Here is a 17,169-nt window from a genome sequence, read left to right on the forward strand (position 1 = left end):
GGTCGGATCGTGGGGCGCGGGCGTGGTCGGGGGCGGCTGGCCCGCGCCGACCGGGCACCGCAATGTGTCCGGACTGTTAACGAGCATAGACAGGGCGGTTGTCCGGGCCGGTGGCGGGTGGCTCAGGTCACTGCGGTGTCCTGAGGGGTGAGACGGCCGGTGTCAGCGCAGCCCGGCGAAGAACTCGCGGACGTCGCCCACGAGCAGATCCGGGGCCTCCATGGCGGCGAAGTGCCCGCCGCGGTCGAACTCCGACCAGTGCACGATGTTGTGCTCGCGTTCCAGCGCGTGCCTGATCGACACGTCCAGGGGGAACACCGCGACCCCGGTCGGCACCGCGGAACGCTCGCCCGCGCCCCAGGCCCCGGCGTGCGCCGTCTCGTAGTAGCTGTTGGCGGACGACCCGGCGGTGCCGGTCAACCAGTACAGCATCACGTTGGTGAGCAACAGGTCCCTGTCCACCGCGTCCTCCGGCAGCTCTGCCGCGGGATCGGTCCACTCCTTGAACTTCTCCACGATCCAGGCCAGCTGTCCGACCGGGGAGTCGTGCAGCCCGTGCGCCAGGGTCTGCGGCCGGGTGATCTGGATCATCACGTAACCGGCTCCCTCGGTCTTCAGGTACGACAGGTGCGCGAGCCGCGCTCGCTCCGTCTCGGTCAGCCCGGCCGCCTCCTCCTGGCTGATCTCGGTGAACGCGGAGAGCCCGTTCGCGTGCACGCCCACGACCCGGTCGGGGTGGAGCCGGCCGAGGCCGGGGCCGACGACCGCGCCGGTGTCACCGCCCTGAACGCCGTAGCGGTCGTAACCTAGCCGCTGCATCAGCTCGCCGTACGCCCTGGTCACCCGGTTGGTGTCCCACCCGACCTCGCGGGTCTGCCCGGAGAACCCCGTGCCGGGGTTCGACGGGATCACCAGGTGGAAGGCGTGCGCGGGGTCGCCACCGTGCGCCCTCGGGTCGGTCAGCGGGCCGATGACGTTGAGGAACTCCACGACCGAGCCCGGCCAGCCGTGGATCAGGAGCAGCGGCAGCGCGTCCGGTTCCGGCGAGCGCACGTGCAGGAAGTGGATGTTCTGGCCGTCGATCTCGGTGGTGAACTGCTGGTAGGAGTTCAGCTCCTTCTCGTGCACGCGCCAGTCGTAGCCGTCGCGCCAGTACTCGGCCAGTTCCCTGAGGTAGCTCACCGGCACGCCGCGGCTCCAGCCGGCGCCGGGCAGGTCCGCGGCCCACCGGGTCCTGGCGAGCCGGTCCCTCAGGTCGTCCAGGTCGGCCTGGGGAACGTCGATGGTGAAGGGCCGGATCTCGGTGTTGTGCTCCATGCCGGCAACGCTATGAGCCGGTTAGGTCAGGTTCGGTCCTAACCGAGTGGCAGGCTTGGAACCATGCGGGAAACCTCGGCACGGCTGCTGCGACTGCTCTCCCTCCTGCAGGCCCGGCGCGACTGGTCAGGCGCCGAGCTGGCGGAACGACTGGAGGTCACCCCGCGCACCGTGCGTCGTGACATAGACCGGTTGCGGGAACTCGGTTATCCCGTGCACGCGACCGCGGGCACCGCCGGCTACCGGTTGGGCGCCGGTGCGGACCTGCCGCCGTTGCTGCTCGACGACGACGAGGCCGTGGCGGTCGCGATGGGTCTGCGCACGGCGGCAGGCGGCTCGATCACCGGTATCGAAGAAACCTCGGTGCGGGCACTGGCCAAGGTCGAGCAGGTGCTGCCGTCCCGGTTGCGGCACCGGATCAACGCCCTGCAGTCGGTGACGGTGCCGATGAGCAACGCCGGTCCCACTGTCGACCCGAGCACGCTCACCGCCATCGCGGCCGCCTGCCGCGACTCGCTGCGCCTGCGCTTCGACTACCGCTCGCACGACGGAACCGGCAGCGTGCGCACGACCGAGCCGCATCGGCTGGTGCACTCCGGCCGTCGCTGGTACCTCGTCGGATGGGACGTCGACCGCCAGGACTGGCGCACCTACCGGGTGGACCGCCTCCACCCGCGCACGCCCACGGGGCCCCGGTTCACCCCGCGCACCCCACCGGACCCCGATCTGAGCGGCTACACCTCGCGGGCGATCTCCACCTCGTCCTACCGCTATCAGGCCAGGTTCACCCTGCACGTCGGCATCGAGACCGCGGCGGAGCGGATCGCCCCCACCACCGCGACGCTGGAACCGATCGACGAGCACAGCTGCACGTTGCGCGCCGGGTCCAACTCGCTGGACGAACTGGCCGTTTACGTGGCGGGCAAGGGTTTCGCGTTCCAGGTGCACGAACCCCCTGAGCTCGTCGAGCACATCAGGGCGCTGGCGGCGCTCTTCGCCGCCGCGACCGGGTAGTACGGCCGCGAAAACCGGCTGACCGCAACGCCTGCGCCTTGCTAGCTTCCGCGCATGGGGTGCCTGACAGAACTCAGGAAAGCGCAGCAGCAGCTCCCCCGCCTCGACGCGGAGAAGCTCGCGGCGGTGAGAGCGCTGGTCGAAGCCACCGGGGCACGGCGCCGCGCTGACCGTCTCGCCTCACCGGACGGCCGCGGACCGAGGTCACGCAGCCGGTTCACCGATCTCGTGGCGCCTACCAGGGCTCGTCGAACTCGCCATCTTTGGCACCCGCCACGAAAGCGTCCCACTCGGCCATGGTGAAGACGAGGACCGGCTCCAGCTGCTTGGAGTTGCGCATGGCGACGTAGGTGGCGCCGTCGGTGTGCGGGACGAAGGCGATCTCGACGTGGCCGTCTTCCGGTTCCGGCTCCGGCGGGCGCTTCCACTCCGCGTTGCGGAGGTCCAGGTTGCCGCGCACGTGGGCCTTGTCGTCGTAGATCGGCGCACTTTCGGTCATGCGCCAGAAGTTAGCGGAAAGGCCCGCGGAGCGTCACACACGCTCCACGGGCCTCCCTGGGGAAAAGCTCAGGCGGTCTCGGTGATCGGCCGGTCGACCCACGACATCATGTCGCGGAGCTTCTTGCCGGTTGCCTCGATCGGGTGGTTCTCACCCTCCTGCTGCAGCTTCTTGTAGTTGGCGCGGCCGTTGTCGTCCTCGCTGACCCACTCGTTGGCGAAGGTGCCGTCCTGGATCTCGCCCAGGATCTTCTTCATCTCCTCCTTGACCGACGCGGTGATGACGCGCGGGCCGCGGGTCAGGTCGCCGTACTCGGCGGTGTCGGAGATCGAGTAGCGCATGCGGGCGATGCCGCCCTCGTACATGAGGTCGACGATCAGCTTCAGCTCGTGCAGGCACTCGAAGTACGCGACCTCGGGGGCGTAGCCCGCCTCGGTCAGCACCTCGAAGCCCGCCTGGACGAGAGCGGAAGCGCCACCGCACAGGACGGCCTGCTCGCCGAAGAGGTCCGTCTCGGTCTCTTCCTTGAACGTCGTCTTGATGACGCCGGCGCGGGTGCCGCCGATGCCCTTGGCGTACGAGAGCGCCAGGGCCTGCGCGTTGCCGGACGCGTCCTGCTCGACCGCGATCAGAGCGGGCACGCCCTTGCCGTCGACGAACTGGCGGCGGACCAGGTGGCCGGGGCCCTTCGGGGCGACCATGGCGACGTCCACACCGGACGGTGCGGTGATCAGGCCGTAGCGGATGTTGAAGCCGTGGCCGAAGAAGAGCGCGTCGCCCTCCTTCAGGTTCGCCGCGATCTCGTTCGCGTAGATGTGGCGCTGGGCGGTGTCCGGCGCCAGGATCATGATCACGTCGGCCCACGCGGAGACCTCGGACGGCGTGCCGACCTCCAGGCCCTCCTCCTCGGCCTTGGCGCGGGACCTGGAGCCCTCCTGCAGGCCGATGCGGACCTCGACGCCGGAGTCGCGCAGCGACAGGGCGTGGGCGTGGCCCTGGCTGCCGTAGCCGATCACGGCCACCTTGCGGCCCTGGATGATGCTCAGGTCGGCATCGTCGTCGTAGAAGATCTCGACGCTCACAGTTACTTCCTATCTCTTGAATTAACGAACCGCGGTGGCGGTGATGGAACGAGCGCCACGGCCGATGGCGACCATGCCGGACTGGACGATCTCGCGAAGCCCGTAGGGCTCCAGCATGCGCAACAACGCGTCGAGCTTCTCAGACGTGCCGGTCGCCTCGATCGTGACCGCCTCCGGCGACACGTCGACGACCTTCGCGCGGAAGAGCTGAACAGTTTCCAAAACCTGCGAACGCACCGTGGCGTCGGCGCGAACCTTGATCAACACCAGCTGTCGCTGAACGGAAGCGGACGGCTCCAGCTCGACGATCTTGATGACGTTGATGAGTTTGTTGAGCTGCTTGGTCACCTGCTCCAGCGGCAGCTCGTCGACCGAGACCACGATGGTCATGCGGGAGATGTCGGGGTACTCGGTGCGGCCGACCGCGAGCGACTCGATGTTGAAGCCGCGGCGGGAGAACAGGCCGGCGACGCGCGCGAGCACACCGGGCTTGTCCTCGACCAAAACGCTCAGCGTGTGCCTGGTCATCACAGATCCTCGTCGAACAGGGGGCGGATGCCGCGGGCGGCCATGATCTCGGAGTTGCCGGTGCCCGCCGCGACCATGGGCCACACCTGGGCGTCCTTGCCGACGACGAAGTCGACCACGACCGGCCGGTCGTTGATCTCCAGCGCCTTCGCGATCACCTCGTCCACCTCCTCGCGCGACTCGGCCCGCAGGCCGACGCAGCCGAGCGCCTCCGCCAGGAGCTTGAAGTCCGGGATGCGGTGCTTGTGCGTGCCCAGGTCCGTGTTGGAGTACCGCTCACCGTAGAACAGGGTCTGCCACTGGCGGACCATGCCCAGGTTGCCGTTGTTGATGACGGCGATCTTGACGGGCAGGTTCTCGATGGCGCAGGTGGCGAGCTCCTGGTTGGTCATCTGGAAGCAGCCGTCGCCGTCGATGGCCCACACCGTGCGGCCGGGCACGCCTGCCGCGATGCCCATCGCGGCGGGGACGGCGAAGCCCATCGTGCCGAGGCCGCCGGAGTTGATCCACGTGCGCGGCTGCTCGTACTTCACGAACTGCGCTGCCCACATCTGGTGCTGGCCGACGCCCGCGGTGTAGATCGTGTCGGACGGCGACAGCGCGCCGATCCGCTCGATCACGTACTGCGGGGACAGCGTGCCGTCCTCCGGCCAGTCGTAGCCGAGCGGGAACGTCTCCCGCAGCGAGTTCAGCGTGTCCCACCACGGCGTGAGGTCGACCTTCTTGGCCGTCTCGCGCTCGGTGCGGACCGCGTCGATCAGCTCGGTGATGATCTCCTTGCAGTCGCCCACGATCGGGACGTCCGCGCGGCGGTTCTTGGAGATCTCGGCCGGGTCGATGTCGGCGTGGATGATCTGCGCGTCGGGGGCGAACGAGCCCAGCTGGCCCGTGACGCGGTCGTCGAACCGGGCGCCCAGCGCGATCAGCAGGTCCGACTTCTGCATCGCCGCGACGGCCGCGACGGTGCCGTGCATGCCGGGCATGCCGAGGTGCTGCTGGTGCGAGTCGGGGAACGCCCCGCGTGCCATCAGCGTGGTGACGACCGGGATGCCGGTGTCCTCTGCCAGGCGCAGCAGCTCGGCGGACGCGTCCGCCTTGATGACGCCGCCGCCCACGTACAGCACGGGCTTGCGCGCGCTGACGATCAGCTTGGCTGCTTCGCGCACCTGCTTGCCGTGCGGCCGGGTCGTCGGCCGGTAACCGGGCAGGCGCAGGTCGGGCGGCCAGGAGAAGCTCGTGGTCTCCTGCAGCACGTCCTTGGGGATGTCGACGAGGACAGGGCCGGGTCGGCCGGTCGCCGCGATGTGGAACGCCTCCGCGATCGCCCTCGGGATCTCCGCCGGGTCGGTCACGAGCATGTTGTGCTTGGTGATCGGCATCGTGATGCCGCAGATGTCCGCCTCCTGGAAGGCGTCCGTGCCGATCAGCGGCCGCGTCTGCTGGCCGGTGATCGCGACGACGGGCACGGAGTCCATGTTCGCGTCCGCGAGCGGGGTGACGAGGTTCGTCGCACCCGGTCCCGAGGTCGCCATGCAGACCCCGACCTTGCCGGTGGCCTGCGCGTATCCGGTCGCCGCGTGTCCTGCGCCCTGCTCGTGGCGGACCAGGATGTGCCGGACCTTCGTGGAGTCCAGCAGCGGGTCGTACGCGGGAAGGATCGTCCCGCCGGGAATGCCGAAGACCACTTCGCAGCCGACCGCCTCGAGTGAGCGGACGAGCGACTGAGCACCGGTTACACGAATCGGTGCGCCCGTCGGCGGGGCCGGTTTGGGCCGCGGACCTGGACGTGGCGACGTGGGCTCGGGAGCCTGTCGCGATGGTGCGCTGGTCATCATTGCCTCGTGGGTATCGGGGTCCGGACACGAAAAAACCCTCGACAACCCAGAAGTTGGGTCGTGCGAGGGTCGCGCGTCGACGCAGGCTGTTCGGCTCAGGCGTCGACGCGCCTGAGAAGTACGAGAACGAGCGTGCGCTGCATGGACCGGACGTTATCGCCCCGCGCAAGAGTGCGTCAACTCTGCGAGACAGGATTCCCGGATCGTGGACGTGGAACAATCCTTCGAGTGAAGAAGCTGGTCTTTCGCATCCCGGCAACGGCCCTGCTCGCGGCGGGTCTGATCGCCATCTGCGTCACTCCTGTGGCGTGGGCCATTCCGGGGCTGCAAGCGCTCTACGTCCTGCCGCTCGGGTACGCGTACTGGGTCGTCCGCAACCGCACCACCGTGACGGAGGAGGAGCTCGTCGCCCGCGGGCTGTTCGGCTCGACCACCGTGAAGTGGGACGAGGTGAAGTCCATCCGGCTGGTCCAGAAGGGCTGGCTCAAGGCGGTGCGGACGGACGACACCGAGGTGACGCTGCCCGCCGTGCGGTTCATGCACCTGCCGGCGTTGTCCGTGGTCAGCGGCGGGCGTGTTCCTGACCCGACCATCACGGAGGAATCCGTAGAGTCGGAGCAGTGATCCAACGAGTTCCGCTGCTGAGCCTGCTGCTGTCCATCGCAGGCCTGCTGACCTCGGCTTATCTGACGTACACGCACTTCAACGCGAGCGCGCTGCTGTGCTCTGCCGACGCGGTCGTCGACTGCGAGACCGTGACCACGAGCGAGCAGTCGGAGCTCTTCGGCATCCCCGTCGCGTTCCTCGGACTGGCGTTCTTCGCGTTCCTGACGGTGATCTGCCTCCCGTTCGCGTGGCGGATCGAGGCGCTCAAGTGGGTGCGGCTCGGCGCGATCGGCGTCGGCGTCCTGATGGTCGTCTACCTGGTGGCGGCCGAGTTCCTGCTGATCGGCAAGATCTGCCTGTGGTGCACCGCTGTGCACGTCATCACGCTCGCGCTGGCCTGTCTGCTGGTCTCGGCGAGTCTGCGCCCGAGTAACCTTTGAGGCACCGCTCCCAGACTGGTGGACGCCTCACCCGGCCGTCCCGCGCGCTTTTTTCTTGAACTGAATCTGGAGGAGCAGTGCCTCAGCTCCGCTCTCGCACCACCACGCACGGCCGCAACGCAGCCGGTGCCCGCGCTCTCTGGCGCGCGACCGGCATGACCGACGGCGACTTCGGCAAGCCGATCATCGCGATCGCCAACTCCTACACGCAGTTCGTGCCGGGTCACGTGCACCTGCGGGATCTCGGCGACATCGTGGCCGAGGCGGTGCGCGAGGCGGGTGGCGTGCCGCGCGAGTTCCACACCATCGCGGTCGACGACGGCATCGCCATGGGCCACAGCGGGATGCTCTACTCGCTGCCCAGCCGCGAGATCATCGCCGACTCCGTCGAGTACATGGTCAACGCGCACCAGGCCGACGCGATCGTCTGCATCTCGAACTGCGACAAGATCACCCCCGGCATGCTGAACGCGGCGATGCGGCTCAACATCCCCGTCGTGTTCGTGTCCGGCGGGCCGATGGAGGCGGGCAAGGCCGTCGTCGTCGAGGGCGTCGCCGTCGCGCCGACCGACCTCATCACCGCGATCGCCGCGTCCGCATCTCCCGCCGTGAACGAGGAGGGCCTGACCGAGGTCGAGCGCTCCGCGTGCCCGACGTGCGGTTCGTGCTCCGGCATGTTCACCGCGAACTCGATGAACTGCCTCACCGAGGCGCTTGGTTTGTCCTTGCCGGGCAACGGATCGACGCTCGCGACCCACGCCGCGCGCCGCGAGCTGTTCTCCGAGGCCGGTCGCGTGATCGTGGAGCTGTGCAGGCGCTGGTACGGCGAGGACGACGAGTCCGTGCTGCCGCGCTCGATCGCGAACCGCAAGGCGTTCGAGAACGCGATGGCGCTCGACATGGCCATGGGCGGCTCGACGAACACCGTGCTGCACATCCTCGCCGCCGCGCAGGAGGGCGAGATCGACTTCACGCTGCAGGACATCGACGACCTGTCCCGCCGCGTGCCGTGCCTGTCCAAGGTGTCGCCGAACTCCGACTACCACATGGAGGACGTGCACCGGGCCGGCGGAATCCCCGCGCTGCTGGGCGAACTGGACCGCGCGGGCCTGCTCAACCGCGACGTGCACTCCGTCCACTCGCCCGACCTGGCGTCGTGGCTCGCGAAGTGGGACATCCGCGGTGCGTCGCCGTCGCCGGAAGCGATCGAGCTGTTCCACGCCGCGCCCGGCGGTGTCCGCACCACCGAGGCGTTCTCGACGTCGAACCGCTGGTCCTCTTTGGACACCGACGCCGCCAAGGGCTGCATCCGCGACTTCGAGCACGCCTACACCCGTGACGGCGGCCTGGCCGTGCTGCGCGGCAACCTCGCCGAGCGCGGCGCGATCATCAAGGCCGCCGGCATCGACGAGGAGCTGTGGCACTTCGAGGGTCCGGCGCGTGTCGTCGAGTCCCAGGAGCAGGCCGTCTCGGTGATCCTGAACAAGGAGATCCAGGCGGGCGAGGTGCTGGTCGTGCGCTACGAGGGCCCGGCAGGCGGCCCCGGCATGCAGGAGATGCTGCACCCCACCGCGTTCCTCAAGGGCTCCGGCCTCGGCAAGAAGTGCGCGCTGATCACGGACGGCCGCTTCTCCGGTGGCTCGTCGGGCCTGTCGATCGGGCACATCTCGCCGGAGGCGGCGGGCGGCGGCACGATCGGCCTCGTCGAGAACGGCGACCGGATCCTGATCGACGTGCACGAGCGGCGGCTGGAGCTGCTGGTGGACGACGAGGTGCTGGCCGAGCGGCGCGCCAAGATGGAGGCGTCGGAACGGCCGTGGCAGCCGGTGGACCGCGTCCGGCCGGTCACGGGCGCGCTGCGGGCGTACGCGCGGATGGCAACGGACGCCTCCACGGGCGCCGTGCGCGACCCCAACCGCTAAAACCCGCCCTGAAGGTCGATGAACGGCGCTTTTGTGCACCTGGGGTGCACAAAAGCGCCGTTCATCGTGAGCGGTTCGCGAGGACCTCGTCCATGTGTGTCTGCGCCCAGGTCCTGAGGCCCTGGGTCAGCTGGTGCAGCGACAGGCCGAGGTCGGTCAGCTCGTAGGAGACGGTGACGGGGACGGTCGGCGTCACCGTGCGGGTGAGCAGGCCGTCGTGTTCCAGCGACCTCAGCGTCTGGGTCAGCATTTTCTGGCTCACCCCGGCCAGCGTCCTGGCGAGCTCGGAGTACCGCATCGGACCTCCGCCGAGCGCGCAGAGGACCAGCACGACCCACTTGTCCGAGATCCGGTCCAGCAGCTGCCGGCTCGGGCAGCCCGCCAGGAACGCGTTGTACTCCACCTTGGCCTGTGCCCTCTTCTGGGCCGCGTTCTTCGTAGCCACTGACCACACCTCTCACCCGTGGGCGGGTTACGCACTTCTGAGTGCCTACTTCCCAACAGGAAGTTCCTCTCCAAGGCTAGTGCGCATGAACACTCTTCCTGGCGGCACCTGGACCCTGGGCGACCTGACCGTCTCCCGGTTCGGCTACGGCGCGATGCAACTGACCGGCCCCAGGGTGATGGGGCCGCCCGCCGATCGCGACGGTGCCCTGAAAGTCCTGCGCGAAGCCGTCGATCTCGGAATCACCCACATCGACACCAGTGACGCCTACGGTCCGCGCATCACCAACGAGCTGATCCGCGAGGCGTTGCACCCCTATCCCGAGTCGCTGCGCATCGCGACCAAGGTGGGCGCGACCCGCGACGCGGAGGGCGGCTGGCCGGTGGCGCGCAGGCCGGAAGACCTGCGCCGTCAGGTCCACGACAACCTGAAGTCCCTCGGACTCGACGTGCTCGATCTGGTCTACCTCCGGCTCGGCGACGCGACGGGTCCTCAGCCCGGATCGATCGCCGAAGCGTTCGGGGCTCTCGTGGAACTCCAGCAGGAGGGCCTGATTCGCCATCTCGGGGTCAGCAACGCTCTGGCGGACCAGGTCGCCGAGGCGCAGCGCATCGCGCCGATCGTGAGCGTGCAGAACATGTACAACCTCGCCCACCGCCACGACGACGAGCTCATCGATCGCCTGGCGGCCGAGGGGATCGCGTACGTGCCGTTCTTCCCGCTCGGGGGCTTCACACCGCTTCAGGCGCCGAGGTCCGCCGCGCTGGCCTGGTTGCTGCAGCGGTCACCGAACATCCTGCTCATCCCCGGCACGTCGTCGGTGGCACATCTGCGCGAGAACATCGCCGGGCTCTAAAGAACGAACGCGAGCGCCAGACAGGCGCTGAACACGAGCCAGCCCGTCAGCGGTCCGCTGACGGGCTGGCTCGTTCTCTTGACCATGATGCCGCTGACGACCAGTCCCGCGAGCAGGCCGAGCGGCGGTAGCAGGGACTTCGCGGTGAGACCGAACGGGAACGCCACCAGGTACACGATCGGAATCCCGATCACCAGCAGGGCGAGCTGGAGCAGTGCTCCCGTCAGGTTCTTCCGCACAGGGGTTATCGGAACACGAAGAACGTCACCGCCGCACCACCCGCTCCGAGCAGGAGTGCGATGAAACCGGCCGCCACCGGGTGGCGGAACCAGCTGCGGTTGTAGTCCAGCGCGGCCCGGCCGGGTCCTGCGAACAGCGCCGCGAACGCCATGCCCGCGAGCGCCAGCTCCAGCTCCACGCCGTTGGGGCCGAAGAAGCCGCCCTTGTACTTCAGCGCGATGACGTTGGCCATCACGGCGAGCAGGCCTGCGGCGGCCAGCGGCGTGAAGAGACCCAGCACGAGCAGGCCACCGCCCGCGAGCTCCGTGATGCCGGTGACCCAGGCGAGGACGACCGACTCGCGGTAGCCCATCTTCTCGAGCGACTGCGCGAAGCCGTTGATGCCGGGACCGCCGAAGAGGCCGAAGACCTTCTGCAGGCCGTGCAGGACGAAGATGCCTCCGAGCACGGCACGCAGCCCGAGCAGGCCGAGGTCGGGCCCGGCGGTCCAGCCGAACTTCTTGCGGTCGTCCTCGAACGGGTCGTCGACCGAGTCGTCCACAGTGGACTTGTCCAGCGGCGTGTAGCCCGTCGGGGTGTCGAACGCCTTCGTCGTGGAGTCGTACGGCGACCCGGCACCGACTCTCGTGGTGCTGTCGTCGAAGTGGTGCACTCCCCCTCCGCTGCTCGAGTAGAACGAGTCGTCGGAGAAAGCGCTCGAGGTGGTCGAGCCTTTGTCGTGAGTAGCCACGCCCGCACGCTAGGAGACCCGGTACGGGCGCGCGAGATCCGAACGGCAGCTTAGGTTCACCCTAATGGACTAGGGGCTCCCTAGTAAGCGCCGTTCACCAGGTTGCGCGGACGCTCACCCGCGGCGTAACGAGCGACCTCCGCGGCGACGACGGCGTAGGCGCGCTGGGCGTGTCCCGTGCAGCTCCCGGCGACGTGCGGGGTGAGCAGCAGGCCCGGCGCCGTCCACAGTGGATGATCCGCGGGCAGCGGTTCGGGGTCGGTCACGTCCAGGGCCGCGCGCAGTCGCCCGGAATTGAGCTCCGCGAGCAACGCGTCGGTGTCGACGACCGGGCCGCGGGCGCCGTTGACCAGGATCGCGTTGTCCTTCATCGCGGCCAGGAACTTGGCGTCGACGAGGTGCCTGGTCTCCTCGGTCATCGGCGTGAAGATCACCACCGCGTCGAACTCCGGCAGCAGCGACGGCAGCTCGTCCACGCCGTGCACACCGTCACGGGCGGTGCGGCCGACCAGCACGGCCGTCGCGTCGAACGGTTCGAGGCGGCGCTTCAGCTGCTCGCCGAGATCACCGGCGCCGACGATCAGAACCTTCTTGTCCTGCAAGGTGTCCGTCAGGTGGTAGTCCCAGCGGCCCTCGACGCGGGCCCGTTCGAAAACGAGGAAGTCTCGGTATATCGCCAGCAACGCGCCGACGGCCCACTCCGCGGTGCTGCCACCGTGCGCGCCCCGGCAGGTGGAGAGCATCACACCGTCCGGCACCCGGCCGACGAAGTTCTCCGCGCCCGCGCTCAGCAACTGCACGAGCTTCAGCTTCGGCAACTGCGCGAACACGTCGCGGGGATCGGTGCCGGCGAGGAACTTGGGGACCAGGACCTCGGCGTCCGCGGCCTCGGCGGGCAGCGGCTCCCCCGGCACGTAGCGAACCGGCCGGACACCGTCCACCTGAGACAGCGCCTGGACTCCGAAATCATCTGGCACGAGCACGGTGAGCGTCACCAGCCAAACATACTGCCGTGGCCGCCGACCTTCACCGCGTCTTCGACGCTCAGCAGGGCGCCTCGGGGCACCGGACCCAGGCCCACAGCCGACCAGGATGAGGACCTGGGTCCGGCACCACGATGCACCCGTCTGAGCGCCGAATACGGGGTAAAGGCCGACGACCACGGCAGTACGACAGAATGGCGCACATGCGGGAGCACGACGTCATCTCCTGGGACGGCACGAAGATCCGAACGTGGCGGGCGGACGGTGACGGCACACCTGTTCTGCTCTGTCCCGGCGTGGGCGTCGGCCCCGAGTCGTGGCCGTCCGTCAACGAACGCGGCGGGCTGATCAGCTGGTACATGCGCGGCACGATGGGGTCGGACAGGCCCGTCGACGAGCGCAACATCTCGTTGGACGACCACGTGTCGGACGCGATCGCCGTGCTCGACGACGCGGGCATCGAGCGGTGCGTCGTCATGGGCTGGTCGATGGGCGTGACGATCGCGGCCGAGCTGGCGTTGCGGCATCCGGAACGGGTGGCTGGCCTGCTGCTCGTCGCGGGGGCGCCGGGCGACTCGTTCGACGCCATGCTGCCGTTGCTGCCCAGGAACGTCCGCCGGCTCGTCGGGCTGACCGGCACGAAACTGCTGCAGCAGGCCGGTCCCGTGCTGGACGAGGTGCTGCACCGGATGCCGGTGACGGACCTGACGACGTTCCTGCTGCGGCACAGCGGCGTGATCAAGCCGACCAGCGACCCGGAGGCGGTGACCAGCGCCGTCAGCCGGTTCCTGCAGCACGACTGGCGCTGGTACTTCACGCTGGCGCTCGCGCTGGGCGAGACGCCGCGCCAGGACCTCAGCCGGATCGTGTGCCCGATCACACTTCTGGCCGGGCGTGACGACCTGCTGGCGACAACGGAGAGCATGTCCGGTGCCGTCGGTGCGCTGCCCCAGGCGCGGCTGAGGGTGTTGCCGTGCAGCCATTACCTGCCGCTGGAGGCGCCCGAGACCGTGAGCGCCGAGCTCGACCTGTTGCTGGACCGGGTGCGTTCGGTCGAATTCGCGACCTCCGAGGCGTTCACTTCGGGTTCACGGTCGCGCACCTAGCCTGGAGTCGTGGTTCGTTCCGTCGTGCTGCTGACCGCCGCCTGCCTGCTGGCAGGGGGCTGCGCGAGCTTTCCTGACGAGCCGGCACCGACGAGCTGGAGCGCGCAACCACAGCTGACCCCGCAGGCGGGTCCGCGTCCCGAGCTGCCGGGCGAGTACCGGCCGACGCCCGGCGACCAGGGCAAGGGCCAGCCGCCGCAGAGCGTGCCGCCGCCGCAGGGCTGCAAGGACTTCAACCCCGCGGTGATCGGCACGTGCCTCAACACCGTCACCGGCGTCGCCCCGATCGGCGCGGACGCCCAGGGCGGAGTCGCGGCGTACGCGACGGAACGCGGCGGCCGCGTGGTCAAGGTGACCAAGGACGTCGACCCCGTGGTCATCGCCCAGATCGACGTGGACACGTCGTCGGACGGCGGGCTGACCGGGCTCGCGCTGTCGGCCACGTTCGCCGAGGACCAGCTCGCGTACGTCTACGTCACGACGGCGACGGACAACCGGGTGCTGCGCATCGCGCCCGGCGACTCGCCCAAGCCGATCCTGACCGGCATCCCGAAGGGCCCCTCCGGCAACCGCGGAGTGCTCGCCAGCGACCGCAAGGGCGCGATCCTCGTCGCCACCGGTGACGCGGGCAACCCGGCGCTGGCGGCCGACCCGAACTCGCTCGCGGGCAAGGTGCTGCGCATCGACGGCTCCGGCAAGCCCGCCCAGGGCAACCCGACGGGCGGCAGCCCCGTCGTCTCGTCCGGCCTCCGACTTCCCGGCGGCCTGTGCGTGTCGGCGGACGCGCAGAAGATCTGGGTGACGGACTGGGCCGCGAACTTCGACGCCGTCTACCGCGTCACGCCGGGCAAGCTCGGCGACGCGGCGTGGACGTGGCCGGACCGGCCTGGCGTGATGGGCTGCGCCTCGTTGTCGGACGTGCTGTGGGTGGCGACGGCGAAGACGCCCGGCACGCAGAACCTGCCGATGAACGCGGCGGGTGCGTTCACCGGCAAACCGACCGTCAGCGGCGAGGACGGCTCCGGCTTCGGCAGGATCGGCCCCATGGAACAGCTCAACGACGCGTCCGCGCTGGTCGGCACGGTCAACAAGGTCGGTGGGCAGCCCGTGTCGTCGGACGACAGGGTCGCGATCATCGTCCGAGACGGTCAGGTCCCCGGCAAGGACTAACCGGCCAGCGCGAGGGCCTCTCCACCCGCGCGCCACCACCGCGCGTAGACCTCGCTCTCCTCGACCAGCTTCAGGTACCCGGCGGCGACCTGCTCGCACAGGTCGTCGACGTCCCGCGCGACCGGTGCGTCGAGCCGCCAGGCCAGCACGACGTCGCGGACCAGCGGGTTGCCCCTGACCGGCAGCCGCGCGACACCGGACGGGGTGCCGCCGACCGGGTAGAGCGGGCACACCGCGCCGGACTCCCTGATCAACGTCAGCGCCACGTGGGCCTCGCTGCTGAAGTGCGCGATCCGCTGCTCGAACCCGGCCGCGGCGCACTCGCGGGCGAAGTGGGCGTTCATGCCGCTGTCGTCCGGCTCCGGCATGACCCACTTGTCACCGGCGAGCGCTTCGAGCGGGATCTCGGGCTCCCCGCCGTACGGGTGGTGCGCGGGCACGCCGACGAACAGCGGCTCACGGGTGAGCAGCCGGTGTCCGACGTTCGGCGGCAGTGTCAACGGAGTACCGGGAAATCGGCGCATCACCGCGATGTCGAGTTCACCCGTCGTGAGCAACGCGGTGAGCGTCCCGGTCTCCTTGATGGTGCGACTCGTGACGTTGTCCTTCAGGGCGCTCACGAGTAGTCCGAAGTGATAAGCGGGTATTCCGGCGAGCCTGGTGGGAGCGCTGGAGCTTTGCGCGTTACGGCGCGTTACGCGTTCCAATGCGACCAGCTGGGTGAGCATCGACCGCGCCTCCGCGACGAAATCCTGGCCGGTCGGGGTGAGCCGGACACCGTCGGCCGTGCGCAGGAACAACGCGGCGCCCAGATGGTCCTCGATGCGTTTGAGCTGCGTCGTCACCGCGGGCTGGGTGAGGTGCAGCCGTGCGGCCGCCTTGCGAAGGCTGCCGCAGTCGGCGATCGCCACGACGAGTTCGAGATGCCGCACTTCGAGACGCACAAGGCGATGTTATCGCTGAATGTAATAGGGCTGACACCCTCAGCAATCGCCAGGTTCCGAGACGTGATGGAATTGGCCGAGCGCCCGACGCGCACCGATGCGGTGCTGTTTTCGGATCGCGCAGCGAAAACCTTTCTCGAGGCCGCGTCCGCCGAATACTCGTTCATCACCGAGGACGAACCGAGACCGTGTTTCGCGGTGCTGCTCGGCCACCGCGCCGGCACCGAGGCCGTGGTCTCCGAGGTCGCGTTCGGCCGCAACGCGCGGCTGACCGACCCGTCGGCGCGGGAGGAGTTCGCGTCGACGATCGTGCCGCGGTTCGGCACCGCGTACGAGAACCCGGTGCGGGCGTGGTGGCTCGACCCCGCCGACCTGCTCACGATCACGCGGGCGGCGGACGCGCGGGGCCTCGACGTGCTCGGCTCGATCCACCTGCACCCTGACTGGCACCGGCTCGGCCCGGAGTGCGAGCGCGACCGGCCGTTGAGCGACCACCCGACGCCGATGGACGAGCACATGTTCCGCAACAGCGGATGGCCCGTGAACGTCGTCTGCTACCTCGAACGCCGCCACGGCGGCCTCTACTACTCGCTTGCCGCGTGGGACGCCGAGTGCCTGCGCCTGCCGTTGAGGATGAACCACTCATGACCGAGCAGATCTATTCGTTGTGGCAACGCATGGAACGAGGCTGGGCTGAGGGCGACGGTGATGCGTTCGCCAGTGTCTTTGCCCAGGACGTCGACTTCGTGACCGTGCGCGGCGAGGAGCTGTTCGGGCGGCGGGCCGTCGCCCAGGGCCACGGGCGGCTGTTCGCCGGGCCGTACCGCGACACCAAGCTGACCGCGGAGATCAGCCTGATCAGGCCGCTGTCCTCCGACATCTCGCTCGTGCACGTGACGTCTTCCATCACCCCGGCGGGCATCACCACCCACGCGCAGGCCGTCGTCGTGCAGCGCGACGGCGTGTGGGAGATCGCCGCGTTCCACAACATGATCCCGAAGGGAAACCCGTGAGCAGGCCGAGGTTGCGGCACATCGCGTTCGTCGTGCAGGACCCGAAGAAGATGGCCGACTTCTACACGTCGCGGTTCGGCATGGAGCTGTTCCACACCGATCCCGACGGCAGCCACTTCGTCACCGACGGGTACGTCAACCTGGCGCTGATCCAGCAGCGCCTCGACGGTGACGTGCCGGCGGGCTTCAACCACTTCGGCTTCCACGTCGAGTCGGTCGAGCCCTACCTCGACACTCTGCAACCCCGCCCCGCTCTCCGCGGCGGCGACCGCCCCTTCGCCGAGTACCGGGCCATCGACCCGGAGGGCAACTGGTTCGACCTCTCGGCCCACGGCTTCCTGCCCCCAGGCGTCGCTTAGACGATGAACGGCGCTTTTGTGCACCTGAGGTGGATCTGGTGTTTTAACCAGGAGGCGCTTGGGTTTTGACATGGGCACGG

General features: G+C 69.0%; 20 protein-coding genes. 10 read left to right on the forward strand and 10 right to left on the reverse strand.

From position 1 onward, the window contains the following. Positions 1-162 precede the first annotated feature (162 nt). On the reverse strand, positions 163-1,317 hold the full coding sequence (locus tag IEZ09_RS35670) for an epoxide hydrolase family protein (protein WP_189258229.1): 1,155 nt from the start codon (positions 1,315-1,317) through the stop codon (positions 163-165). A 63-nt stretch (positions 1,318-1,380) separates the two neighbouring features. Here IEZ09_RS35670 and IEZ09_RS35675 point away from each other — a divergent pair, with 63 nt between their 5' ends. Next, positions 1,381-2,331: a helix-turn-helix transcriptional regulator gene (locus tag IEZ09_RS35675; RefSeq protein ID WP_189258230.1), complete on the forward strand. Its 951-nt coding sequence runs from the start codon at positions 1,381-1,383 to the stop codon at positions 2,329-2,331. Positions 2,332-2,566: 235 nt separating this feature from the next. Here IEZ09_RS35675 and IEZ09_RS35680 read toward each other — a convergent pair whose 3' ends face one another. From IEZ09_RS35680 to IEZ09_RS35695, 4 genes are all read right to left on the reverse strand, one after another. Further along, positions 2,567-2,830, reverse strand: coding sequence for a DUF397 domain-containing protein (locus tag IEZ09_RS35680; RefSeq protein ID WP_109634277.1), 264 nt, complete (start codon positions 2,828-2,830; stop codon positions 2,567-2,569). A 68-nt stretch (positions 2,831-2,898) separates the two neighbouring features. Then, positions 2,899-3,912: a ketol-acid reductoisomerase gene (gene ilvC / locus IEZ09_RS35685; RefSeq protein ID WP_189258231.1), complete on the reverse strand. Its 1,014-nt coding sequence runs from the start codon at positions 3,910-3,912 to the stop codon at positions 2,899-2,901. Positions 3,913-3,933: 21 nt separating this feature from the next. Beyond that, complete coding sequence (ilvN, locus tag IEZ09_RS35690) at positions 3,934-4,440, reverse strand: acetolactate synthase small subunit (RefSeq protein WP_030479767.1); 507 nt, start codon at positions 4,438-4,440, stop codon at positions 3,934-3,936. Further along, positions 4,440-6,272 carry an acetolactate synthase large subunit gene (locus tag IEZ09_RS35695; RefSeq protein ID WP_189258232.1) on the reverse strand — a complete coding sequence of 611 codons (1,833 nt, stop codon included), beginning with the start codon at positions 6,270-6,272 and terminating at the stop codon, positions 4,440-4,442. The genes ilvN and IEZ09_RS35695 overlap by 1 nt, the downstream gene beginning before the upstream one ends. Before the next feature lie 231 nt (positions 6,273-6,503). Between IEZ09_RS35695 and IEZ09_RS35700 the strand changes: the two genes are divergently transcribed. The 3 genes from IEZ09_RS35700 to ilvD all read left to right on the forward strand — a co-directional run bounded on the left by IEZ09_RS35700 (position 6,504) and on the right by ilvD (position 9,243). Continuing rightward, entirely contained in the window at positions 6,504-6,899 is a 396-nt protein-coding gene (locus IEZ09_RS35700) for a PH domain-containing protein (RefSeq protein WP_189258233.1), read from the forward strand. Continuing rightward, the gene (locus tag IEZ09_RS35705) at positions 6,896-7,321 is read left to right on the forward strand and encodes a vitamin K epoxide reductase family protein (RefSeq protein WP_189258234.1); all 426 of its coding nucleotides are present in this window, start codon (positions 6,896-6,898) and stop codon (positions 7,319-7,321) included. Before IEZ09_RS35700 ends, IEZ09_RS35705 begins: the two co-directional genes overlap by 4 nt. A 77-nt stretch (positions 7,322-7,398) precedes the next feature. Beyond that, positions 7,399-9,243: a dihydroxy-acid dehydratase gene (ilvD, locus tag IEZ09_RS35710; RefSeq protein WP_189258235.1), complete on the forward strand. Its 1,845-nt coding sequence runs from the start codon at positions 7,399-7,401 to the stop codon at positions 9,241-9,243. Positions 9,244-9,304: 61 nt separating this feature from the next. Here ilvD and IEZ09_RS35715 read toward each other — a convergent pair whose 3' ends face one another. Continuing rightward, positions 9,305-9,688 carry a winged helix-turn-helix transcriptional regulator gene (locus tag IEZ09_RS35715; protein ID WP_189258236.1) on the reverse strand — a complete coding sequence of 128 codons (384 nt, stop codon included), beginning with the start codon at positions 9,686-9,688 and terminating at the stop codon, positions 9,305-9,307. An 85-nt stretch (positions 9,689-9,773) separates the two neighbouring features. On the opposite strand from IEZ09_RS35715, the gene IEZ09_RS35720 reads away from it, so the two are divergent. Next, complete coding sequence (locus IEZ09_RS35720) at positions 9,774-10,544, forward strand: oxidoreductase (protein WP_189258237.1); 771 nt, start codon at positions 9,774-9,776, stop codon at positions 10,542-10,544. Here the strand turns inward: IEZ09_RS35720 and IEZ09_RS35725 are convergent. The 3 genes from IEZ09_RS35725 to IEZ09_RS35735 form a co-directional block, all read right to left on the reverse strand. Then, positions 10,541-10,783 carry a hypothetical protein gene (locus tag IEZ09_RS35725; protein WP_189258238.1) on the reverse strand — a complete coding sequence of 81 codons (243 nt, stop codon included), beginning with the start codon at positions 10,781-10,783 and terminating at the stop codon, positions 10,541-10,543. The genes IEZ09_RS35720 and IEZ09_RS35725 overlap by 4 nt on opposite strands. Positions 10,784-10,788: 5 nt before the next feature. After that, positions 10,789-11,514 (reverse strand): DoxX family protein, encoded by a 726-nt coding sequence (locus tag IEZ09_RS35730; RefSeq protein ID WP_229813258.1) that lies wholly within the window; start codon positions 11,512-11,514, stop codon positions 10,789-10,791. 80 nt (positions 11,515-11,594) lie between these two features. Continuing rightward, complete coding sequence (locus IEZ09_RS35735; protein ID WP_189258239.1) at positions 11,595-12,509, reverse strand: 2-hydroxyacid dehydrogenase; 915 nt, start codon at positions 12,507-12,509, stop codon at positions 11,595-11,597. 191 nt (positions 12,510-12,700) lie between these two features. Here IEZ09_RS35735 and IEZ09_RS35740 point away from each other — a divergent pair, with 191 nt between their 5' ends. Continuing rightward, positions 12,701-13,603: an alpha/beta fold hydrolase gene (locus IEZ09_RS35740; protein ID WP_229813259.1), complete on the forward strand. Its 903-nt coding sequence runs from the start codon at positions 12,701-12,703 to the stop codon at positions 13,601-13,603. A 9-nt stretch (positions 13,604-13,612) separates the two neighbouring features. Then, on the forward strand, positions 13,613-14,773 hold the full coding sequence (locus tag IEZ09_RS35745) for a PQQ-dependent sugar dehydrogenase (RefSeq protein WP_229813260.1): 1,161 nt from the start codon (positions 13,613-13,615) through the stop codon (positions 14,771-14,773). On the opposite strand, the gene IEZ09_RS35750 is transcribed toward IEZ09_RS35745, so the two are convergent. After that, positions 14,770-15,717 (reverse strand): LysR family transcriptional regulator, encoded by a 948-nt coding sequence (locus tag IEZ09_RS35750; RefSeq protein WP_189258241.1) that lies wholly within the window; start codon positions 15,715-15,717, stop codon positions 14,770-14,772. The two genes, IEZ09_RS35745 and IEZ09_RS35750, sit on opposite strands and share 4 nt — an antisense overlap. Before the next feature lie 63 nt (positions 15,718-15,780). On the opposite strand from IEZ09_RS35750, the gene IEZ09_RS35755 reads away from it, so the two are divergent. The 3 genes from IEZ09_RS35755 to IEZ09_RS35765 are packed head-to-tail and all read left to right on the forward strand — an operon-like array spanning position 15,781 to position 17,089. Beyond that, on the forward strand, positions 15,781-16,365 hold the full coding sequence (locus IEZ09_RS35755; protein ID WP_189258242.1) for an MPN domain-containing protein: 585 nt from the start codon (positions 15,781-15,783) through the stop codon (positions 16,363-16,365). Next, positions 16,362-16,730 (forward strand): SgcJ/EcaC family oxidoreductase, encoded by a 369-nt coding sequence (locus IEZ09_RS35760; RefSeq protein ID WP_189258243.1) that lies wholly within the window; start codon positions 16,362-16,364, stop codon positions 16,728-16,730. Before IEZ09_RS35755 ends, IEZ09_RS35760 begins: the two co-directional genes overlap by 4 nt. Beyond that, complete coding sequence (locus IEZ09_RS35765; RefSeq protein ID WP_189258244.1) at positions 16,727-17,089, forward strand: VOC family protein; 363 nt, start codon at positions 16,727-16,729, stop codon at positions 17,087-17,089. The genes IEZ09_RS35760 and IEZ09_RS35765 overlap by 4 nt, the downstream gene beginning before the upstream one ends. The last annotated feature ends 80 nt before the right edge of the window (positions 17,090-17,169 follow it).

The organism is Lentzea flava (genome assembly GCF_014648475.1).
GTDB classification, from domain to species: Bacteria; Actinomycetota; Actinomycetes; order Mycobacteriales; family Pseudonocardiaceae; genus Lentzea; species Lentzea flava.

Coding starts and splice junctions, on each gene's coding strand:
- IEZ09_RS35670 (WP_189258229.1), bottom strand. CDS start 1,317: ATGGAGCACAACACCGAGATCCGGCCCTTCACCATCGACGTTCCCCAG.
- IEZ09_RS35675 (WP_189258230.1), top strand. CDS start 1,381: ATGCGGGAAACCTCGGCACGGCTGCTGCGACTGCTCTCCCTCCTGCAG.
- IEZ09_RS35680 (WP_109634277.1), bottom strand. CDS start 2,830: ATGACCGAAAGTGCGCCGATCTACGACGACAAGGCCCACGTGCGCGGC.
- ilvN (WP_030479767.1), bottom strand. CDS start 4,440: ATGACCAGGCACACGCTGAGCGTTTTGGTCGAGGACAAGCCCGGTGTG.
- IEZ09_RS35695 (WP_189258232.1), bottom strand. CDS start 6,272: ATGACCAGCGCACCATCGCGACAGGCTCCCGAGCCCACGTCGCCACGT.
- IEZ09_RS35720 (WP_189258237.1), top strand. CDS start 9,774: ATGAACACTCTTCCTGGCGGCACCTGGACCCTGGGCGACCTGACCGTC.
- IEZ09_RS35740 (WP_229813259.1), top strand. CDS start 12,701: ATGCGGGAGCACGACGTCATCTCCTGGGACGGCACGAAGATCCGAACG.
- IEZ09_RS35760 (WP_189258243.1), top strand. CDS start 16,362: ATGACCGAGCAGATCTATTCGTTGTGGCAACGCATGGAACGAGGCTGG.